This window comes from Enterococcus sp. LJL99, from assembly GCF_054871725.1.
On the sequence record NZ_JBTXLT010000010.1, the window covers coordinates 122,037 to 129,387 of the forward strand.

Sequence of the window (7,351 nt, forward strand, 5' to 3'; positions counted from 1 at the left end):
TTCAACTGCCTCCCTTTCTTAATCATTTATGGCTACTCAACTTTATAAATGTAACTGATTCGAAAAATAAGCCACAAATCATCGATCAAAAGAAGTTTTCGTGATTTGCAGCTTATTTAAATTCTTTACTAACATGAAAAATTGAATATCAGATAACTAGTTGATTCAAACACGATTATCTTTTTTTCTTTTTCTTCTTCTTATTTTTCTTAACCATACGATTCATGGCCATTTTTCCAAGTTTGCCTTTAATGCCGCCGCCCATCATTTGTTCCATGCCAGGAATATTCATATCTCCTTTGGACATTTGCTGCATCATTTTTTTAGATTCTTTAAATTGTTTAATCATACGATTCACTTCAACCACGTTGTTTCCAGAACCAGCCGCAATTCGACGTCTACGACTTGGATTTAACAAGTCCGGATTTTCACGTTCAGCTGGTGTCATCGAAAGGATCATCGCACGTTTTCTTTCAACATCTTTAGGATCGACTTTAATATTTTCCATCCCAGGCATATTGTTCATCCCAGGAATCATTTTTATTAAATCTTCGATTGGTCCCATACCCATTACTTGATCTAGTTGCTCAATAAAATCATTGAAATCAAAACTATTTTCTTTCATTTTTTGAGCAAGTTCTTCTGCTTTTTTCTCATCGTAATCTTGTTGCGCTTTTTCAATCAGCGTCAACATATCACCCATACCTAAAATACGACTTGACATACGATCAGGATGGAAGATTTCTAAATCAGTTAGTTTTTCACCTGAACCGATAAATTTAATTGGCGCACCAGTAACTGCACGAATTGATAGAGCCGCCCCGCCTCGAGTATCTCCATCTAGTTTAGTAATTACGACCCCAGTGATTCCTAGTTGCGCATTAAAACTATCAGCAACAGTTACTGCATCTTGCCCTGTCATAGCATCGACAACTAGCAAAATTTCCTCTGGTTGTGCAACTTCTTTAATTTGTTTCAATTCATCCATCAAAGCTTCGTCAATATGTAGACGACCTGCCGTATCGATCAAAACATAATCATTTTTTTTCTCTTTAGCTAATGCCATCCCTTGACGAACGATTTCAACTGGATTAGTATCTGTTCCCATATCAAATACGGGAACATCCAATTGTTGCCCCAATACTTTTAATTGGTCAATGGCTGCAGGACGGTAAACATCGGCTGCAATCATTAGTGGACGCGCTTTTTCATTTTTAATCAAATGATTCGCTAACTTCCCACCAAAAGTTGTTTTACCAGCCCCTTGTAGACCTACCATCATAATAACGGTTGGAATTCGCTCCGATTTATTTAGGCCAACTGTTTCGGTCCCTAAAGTAGCTGTTAATTCTTCATCTACGATTTTCACGATTTGTTGCGCAGGTGATAAACTATCTAAAACTTCAGCTCCAACCGCACGTTCGCGAACACGTTTTGTAAAATCCTTTACGACTTGTAAATTAACGTCGGCCTCTAAAAGTGCCAAACGAATTTCTCTCATCATTTCTTTTACGTCAGCTTCAGATATTTTTCCTTTACGACGTAATTTGCTCATTGCTTGTTGTAAACGTTCTGTTAAACTTTCAAAAGCCATTTTCTCAGTCCTCTACTTCTTGTATTTGTTCGATATAAGTTGTTATTGTCGTATCTTTAGGATAGGTTTCAGTCGTATATTTACGTAATTTTTCTAGTAATTCTCCTCGAACCACATAATCAGAATAAAGATGCAATTTTTTTTCGTAATCTTCCAAAATTTTTCCTGTCCGTTTTACGTTATCATAAACTGCTTGACGACTCACTTGATATTCTTCCGCAATCTCACCTAAGGAAAAATCATCTGCATAGTACATTTCCATATAATTCATTTGTTTTTCAGTTAGTAATGTAGAATAAAACTCAAATAAGGCATTCATTCGATTGGTTTTTTCGATTTCCATCTTTTTGCCTCCTATTATCTTCAATCCCTTATAGGTTACCGATTTCATAAGGATTAGTCAATAGTTCTAGAATGATTTTGTCAGTATTTTTTCAAAAGCACAAATCAACTCTTCATAATACGTTGCCGCATTTGCACAAAAATCGCTTTTCTGAACATTCTCAGTGACATAAAAAGAGTACCCCGATTTTTGATAAAAGCCTTCTACTTTCGACACATATTCAGGATCACTAACAATTTTTTTTAATTCCGTTAAAGGAACAGAAAAAATTCCTGCAACTTCCTCTTCTTGTAACTCAAATTCATTAGCAAGCAGATTCGTTTCTACAATAAAAACATTCGTAAATTCATTATCAAAAAAATCTGCAAGCTCGATGTGTACTGGAAAAATCCCTAAATATTCAGCTTCTTCACTCGTTACATCAATCCCCAATTCTTCTTTGACTTCTCGAAATCCTGCAAGTACCGGCTCATTTGCTAATAAATGACCTGCAGCAGTAATATCAAACAGATTAGGAAAATCTTTCTTTTGAGCCGCACGTTTTTGAAAGTAAATGAGTAGATCGTTGTCTTTGATTGTGTAAAACCAACAATGAAACGTTTCATGCCACAAACCTTTCGCATGAACTTCTGCACGCGTTGCGGTTCCTATTTTATTATATTCTGAATCAAAAATCGTTAATACTTCATTTTCAGCCATTTAGGTCTTCCTCACTGATTACTTCCTGCCAATTCGCTTCAGAATAAATTTTTATTCCTTGATTAATAAAATAAGCCGTTGCTACACCTACACCAATTTTTAGCCCACCAGAAAAACTACCATCATAGATTTGTTGGCTACCACAAGATGGACTTCGATCTTTCATAATTAGTTTAGTGATTTTCAATTCATTTAATTGTGAATAAGCTTTTTTTGCACCATCTTTATAAGCTTCCGTTACATCTTCACCATTGATAGTTAATACTCGAGCTTCATTTTGCCAAACATCAAAACCATCACCAAAATCTATCTCAGCTGGATCTCTAGGCGTTGATAATCCACCTAAAACTTCTGGGCAAACCATCAGTGCTTTTTGTTCAGCTACTAATTCTTCTAATTCTTTAATCCCTTTTGATCCTCCATCATATCGACAACAAATCCCACCTAAGCATGCACTGATTCCAATCATAGACTACCTCTCCTTCATTCTTTAACATTATACCATTTCTTTTGAATTGTAAGTAGTTTGAGAAACATTCAATAAAGTTTTCGCTGAACTAAAGATATGCTAGAATAGCAATGTGCATCAAAATTTGTTTACGAAGGGATAAAAAGCATGAAAAAAGTTTTAGTCGTTGACGATGAACCCTCAATTTTAACCTTACTAACATTTAATTTAGAAAAGGATGGGTATGCTGTTACTTCCGTTGAAGACGGCGCTTTAGGGTATGAGCTTGGATTAACAAATCAGTTTGATTTTATTATTTTAGATGTTATGTTACCAAATATGGATGGGTTAGAAATTACCAAAGCGCTCCGTAGAGAAAAAATAGATACACCGATTTTGATTTTGACTGCTAAAGATGATCAAATTGATAAAATCATTGGACTCGAGATCGGTGCAGATGACTATTTGACGAAACCTTTTAGTCCAAGAGAAGTCTTAGCTCGCATGAAAGCAATTTTTCGCCGCGCAAAACATTCAACCACTAAACATGAAACAGAAGAAATCAGTAAGCCAACCTTAACTTTGGGTGAAATAACAGTCGATGAAGAAAACTATGCAGTGACTGTTCGAGGAAATGAAATTGAACTAACTCCCAAAGAATACGAATTATTAATTTATTTTATGAAACGAAAAGATCGTGTAATCAATCGAGATACCTTATTAGAACGAATATGGCAATATGATTTTTCTGGTCAAAGTCGAATCGTAGATGTCCATGTTAGTCATTTACGCGATAAAATTGAACGTGATCCAAAACATCCTGTTTATTTGGTTACGGTTAGAGGTTTTGGTTATCGATTTCAGGAGCCCAAATAATGAAAAAAAGGCAACGGGTTGAGTATTTTCTCGTCATTTTAGTCATGGCTCTTTTATTTCTTGGCAGCATTGGATTAACGAATCATTTTTTTAAAAAAGAGTTATTAGCACAACAAGAAGAATATTTAGAGAAAAAAGCGCAGTTATTTTTAAATCAAACTTCAACTGATTTATTTTTAACAAAAGAAGTCCCAACTGCAGTAAAAAAAACAGCCCAAAATTATTCTAGTGATAATCAAGAACGAATTACATTACTAGATAACGAAGGGACTATTTTTTATGATAGTAGCAATCCTACACTAACTGGCTCACGGAAAAATCGTCCTGAAGTAAAAAGCATTCTTGCTGGAGCGGCGATTAGTTCTTCCCTCAGAAAAAGTCCAACATTGGGTAAAGAAATGCTTTATTTGACAATCCCAGTTGAAAAAGATAATCAACTAATCGGAATGATCAGAATCGCTGAAGAAACGACTCAATTTGCTAAAAGTATCCAAACATTTAGACGATATTTGATTTTTACACTAGGGATTCTCTTTTTAATCATCACCTTATTCGTTTTGTTATTACTTAGACAGAAAAATGAACCCTTGGTTACTGTTTTACCTGTTTTGAAAAAAATCGTCAAACATCCTGACGAGACACGCTCTATTATCCAACAATCTCATGAGTGGAGCGAATTGTATGAAACGGTTAATGTTTTAAGTCGTCAAATGAGTGAAACTTATTTAGCCTATACTTCTACCGAAGAACAATTTCATAGTCTGTTGGATGAATTGATGATTGGTGTTTTTATTATCGATAGTAGTGGTATTTTACAGTTGGTGAATCCAAAAATGCTTGAAATTTTAGAAATCAATGAACCACTTGGTGGCGAAAAATATCTTGAGTTTTTCAAAGAACCAACATTGTTTCGATTGATCCATCAAGTCATGAAAGATAAAAATGCTGTGCACCAAGAAATTATTCTTGAAAATACTTCTAGTAAAACTGTTTTAGATCTTTCGTTGCGTTATTTCAGTACGGATGCTACTTCTTACCAAGTTTTAGGAATTGCTTATGACCTAACTCGTGTTAGACAACTAGAAACGATGCAAAAAGACTTTGTTAGCAATGTTTCTCATGAGCTAAAAACGCCTGTAACTTCCTTACTTGGTTTTACCGAAACCCTTTTAGATGGTGCAAAAGAGGATCCTGAAACCTTAACAGAGTTCCTAACAATCATGCAAAAAGATGCGATTCGATTACAACAATTGATCCAAGAAATTTTACAACTTTCAAATGATGGTAAAAATATCACTTATGCGGATCAAAAGATTCATCTTAATCGTTTTATTTTGGATATTTTATCCTCCTATCAAAAAACGATTGATGCTAAAGGCTTATCCATTGAGATTCGTGGGAACACCGATTTAGTTTTTGTTAGTAAATATGAATTATTACACCCAATCATTAAAAACTTGATTGAAAATGCAATCCAATATGCTTCAGAAAAAGGAACTATCATTGTCACATACAAAATAGAAAAAGAATTGATTATTTCGGTACAAGACGATGGCATTGGAATCAGTACGAATGATCAGGAAAGAATTTTTGAACGTTTTTATCGTGTAGATAAGGCTCGAAGTCGTCATTCAGGCGGAACCGGTTTAGGTCTATCAATCGTTCAAAATTATACTGAGTTACTTGCTGGAACGGTGTCTTTAGAAAGCAACTTGGGGTTAGGTTCAACCTTTACGGTACGAATACCTGATCAATCTGGAAATAAAACAAATTGAGTTTTAAAAGCATGAACAAATCCAAAAGTAAAAAATTTGGATTCGTTCATGTTTTTTAGTTTATAGAAATAGTTTCAATCGTATTTTCATATCAAAAATTATCGTTTTTGAGAAACTAAGAATATTCTATATTAACTCATTTTCTTTTCTCCATAAGAACAACGTTCTAACACTAATTTTAAATCGTTTCGCAATTTCAACATACGATAATCCCTGTTCAACAAACGAAAGATACGTCTCTTTTTCTATTTTTTCTTTTCTCCATATGTACCTTTCGTCATTCAATTGTTCACCAATTTCGCAAATTTCATTATACAGTTCTGTATCGGGTTTTAAAAACCACTTATCATCCAGTGCTAGTAATTGGTAAAGCTTCATACGTAACACTCTTTGTTCTTCTTTTCTACTCAACAAATTCACTTCTTTTCACATTACTTTTTACTAATCATTTTTGGCAATATTTTATTTAATTTTTTGATTTAACACTAGCAACTCTCCATATTCTGTTTTAATTCGTTTCTTAGTATCTACAAATCCATTTTTCTTGTATAAATTTATAGCTAGAACATTAATTGAATTCACTGCTAATACAATTTCATTAAATAAGTTCATTTTATTTTTTATGTATTCAGGAAGTAATTGTAAAGCTAACTTTCCATATCCTTTTCCTTGATACTTTACATCTGTAGAAAAACTTCTTAATAAGACAGCTTGTTTATTAGTAGAATATTTCTCAACACCCTCTTTTTCTTGTAAAACAAAAAAAGTAGTTAGTTCATTTTCATTATTTACTAACATAATTGGATGACTATTTTTATCGTTAGAACATTCTAATAGGGCTTCCTTCGGTAAACTTGTAAAAATAGCTTGTTCTTTTGGTAAATTGTAATTAAGTATTTGTTTTTCTAATGAACTTTGATTTTCATATCGAAGTAATTTCATTTTTTACCTCCTCACATTAATTTGTTTCTTTATCGTTTTTTGATAAGCGATTCTAATTCTTTAATAACTTCTTGATACTTAATAGGATCTTCTTTTTCAAGTTGTTCTAATGCCCTGTATGGATTCCATGAGTGAGACTCGTTTAAGTCTTCTAAATTAAACTCCTTAACAGTATAGCCCTGTACTTCAAGTTCTTCCTTATTCAAAAAACCTTTTGGATCAATAATCATTTCAGCATCTTTTTTTACAAAAGGGCCAATTGTTTTTTGCGACATTCCAATACCACTTCTAACAATATTCAAATCTTCCATTATAAACCTCTCCTTTATTGATGATTAAATCCTACCTACACAAAAATACCTACCTTTGGGGAAGGTAGGTAAAAGGAGTTAAAAATGAAAAAGTTTTATTTGTTAGGGTTGTTTGTTTTGTATAAGTAAATAATACAATCTAAATTTGAATTATTTGTGATGAAACAGTACAGAATTTCTGAATATAAAATAAGGTTTATCAAAAACGATCAGAAGTGAAGGAGATTGATTATGTTACGGTTAAGCAATTTTTTAGTACTATTAATGTTTGTCGGTTTAGGAAGTTTGATATCAAATGCACCAATAAATGGTTTTGTTGTTTTATATATTATGGTAGCTATTATATTAGCAATCTGTTTTTCA

9 protein-coding genes are annotated in these 7,351 nt (G+C 33.2%); 2 read left to right on the plus strand and 7 right to left on the minus strand.

Annotated elements, in window-relative coordinates:
• Nucleotides 1–175: 175 nt before the first annotated feature.
• From ffh to ACYSNW_RS14380, 4 genes are all read right to left on the minus strand, one after another.
• Complete coding sequence (gene ffh, locus ACYSNW_RS14365; protein WP_461745605.1) at nt 176–1,594, minus strand: signal recognition particle protein; 1,419 nt, start codon at nt 1,592–1,594, stop codon at nt 176–178.
• Nucleotides 1,595–1,598: 4 nt separating this feature from the next.
• Nucleotides 1,599–1,937 carry a putative DNA-binding protein gene (locus ACYSNW_RS14370; RefSeq protein ID WP_461745606.1) on the minus strand — a complete coding sequence of 113 codons (339 nt, stop codon included), beginning with the start codon at nt 1,935–1,937 and terminating at the stop codon, nt 1,599–1,601.
• Nucleotides 1,938–2,003: 66 nt separating this feature from the next.
• Complete coding sequence (locus tag ACYSNW_RS14375) at nt 2,004–2,636, minus strand: NUDIX hydrolase (RefSeq protein ID WP_461745608.1); 633 nt, start codon at nt 2,634–2,636, stop codon at nt 2,004–2,006.
• Nucleotides 2,629–3,105, minus strand: coding sequence for a 2-thiouracil desulfurase family protein (locus tag ACYSNW_RS14380; protein ID WP_461745610.1), 477 nt, complete (start codon nt 3,103–3,105; stop codon nt 2,629–2,631). Before ACYSNW_RS14380 ends, ACYSNW_RS14375 begins: the two co-directional genes overlap by 8 nt.
• 147 nt (nt 3,106–3,252) lie before the next feature.
• Here ACYSNW_RS14380 and ACYSNW_RS14385 point away from each other — a divergent pair, with 147 nt between their 5' ends.
• Nucleotides 3,253–3,960: a response regulator transcription factor gene (locus ACYSNW_RS14385; RefSeq protein ID WP_461745611.1), complete on the plus strand. Its 708-nt coding sequence runs from the start codon at nt 3,253–3,255 to the stop codon at nt 3,958–3,960.
• Nucleotides 3,960–5,735, plus strand: a complete 1,776-nt coding sequence (locus ACYSNW_RS14390) for a sensor histidine kinase (protein WP_461745613.1) — start codon at nt 3,960–3,962, stop codon at nt 5,733–5,735. Before ACYSNW_RS14385 ends, ACYSNW_RS14390 begins: the two co-directional genes overlap by 1 nt.
• Before the next feature lie 126 nt (nt 5,736–5,861).
• Here ACYSNW_RS14390 and ACYSNW_RS14395 read toward each other — a convergent pair whose 3' ends face one another.
• From ACYSNW_RS14395 to ACYSNW_RS14405, 3 genes are read right to left on the minus strand one after another with little or no spacing between them, the layout of a single operon-like run.
• On the minus strand, nt 5,862–6,146 hold the full coding sequence (locus tag ACYSNW_RS14395) for a hypothetical protein (RefSeq protein WP_461745615.1): 285 nt from the start codon (nt 6,144–6,146) through the stop codon (nt 5,862–5,864).
• 51 nt (nt 6,147–6,197) lie between these two features.
• Nucleotides 6,198–6,677: a GNAT family N-acetyltransferase gene (locus tag ACYSNW_RS14400; RefSeq protein ID WP_461745617.1), complete on the minus strand. Its 480-nt coding sequence runs from the start codon at nt 6,675–6,677 to the stop codon at nt 6,198–6,200.
• A gap of 29 nt (nt 6,678–6,706) precedes the next feature.
• Nucleotides 6,707–6,988 carry a hypothetical protein gene (locus ACYSNW_RS14405; protein ID WP_461745619.1) on the minus strand — a complete coding sequence of 94 codons (282 nt, stop codon included), beginning with the start codon at nt 6,986–6,988 and terminating at the stop codon, nt 6,707–6,709.
• Between the last annotated feature and the right edge of the window lie 363 nt (nt 6,989–7,351).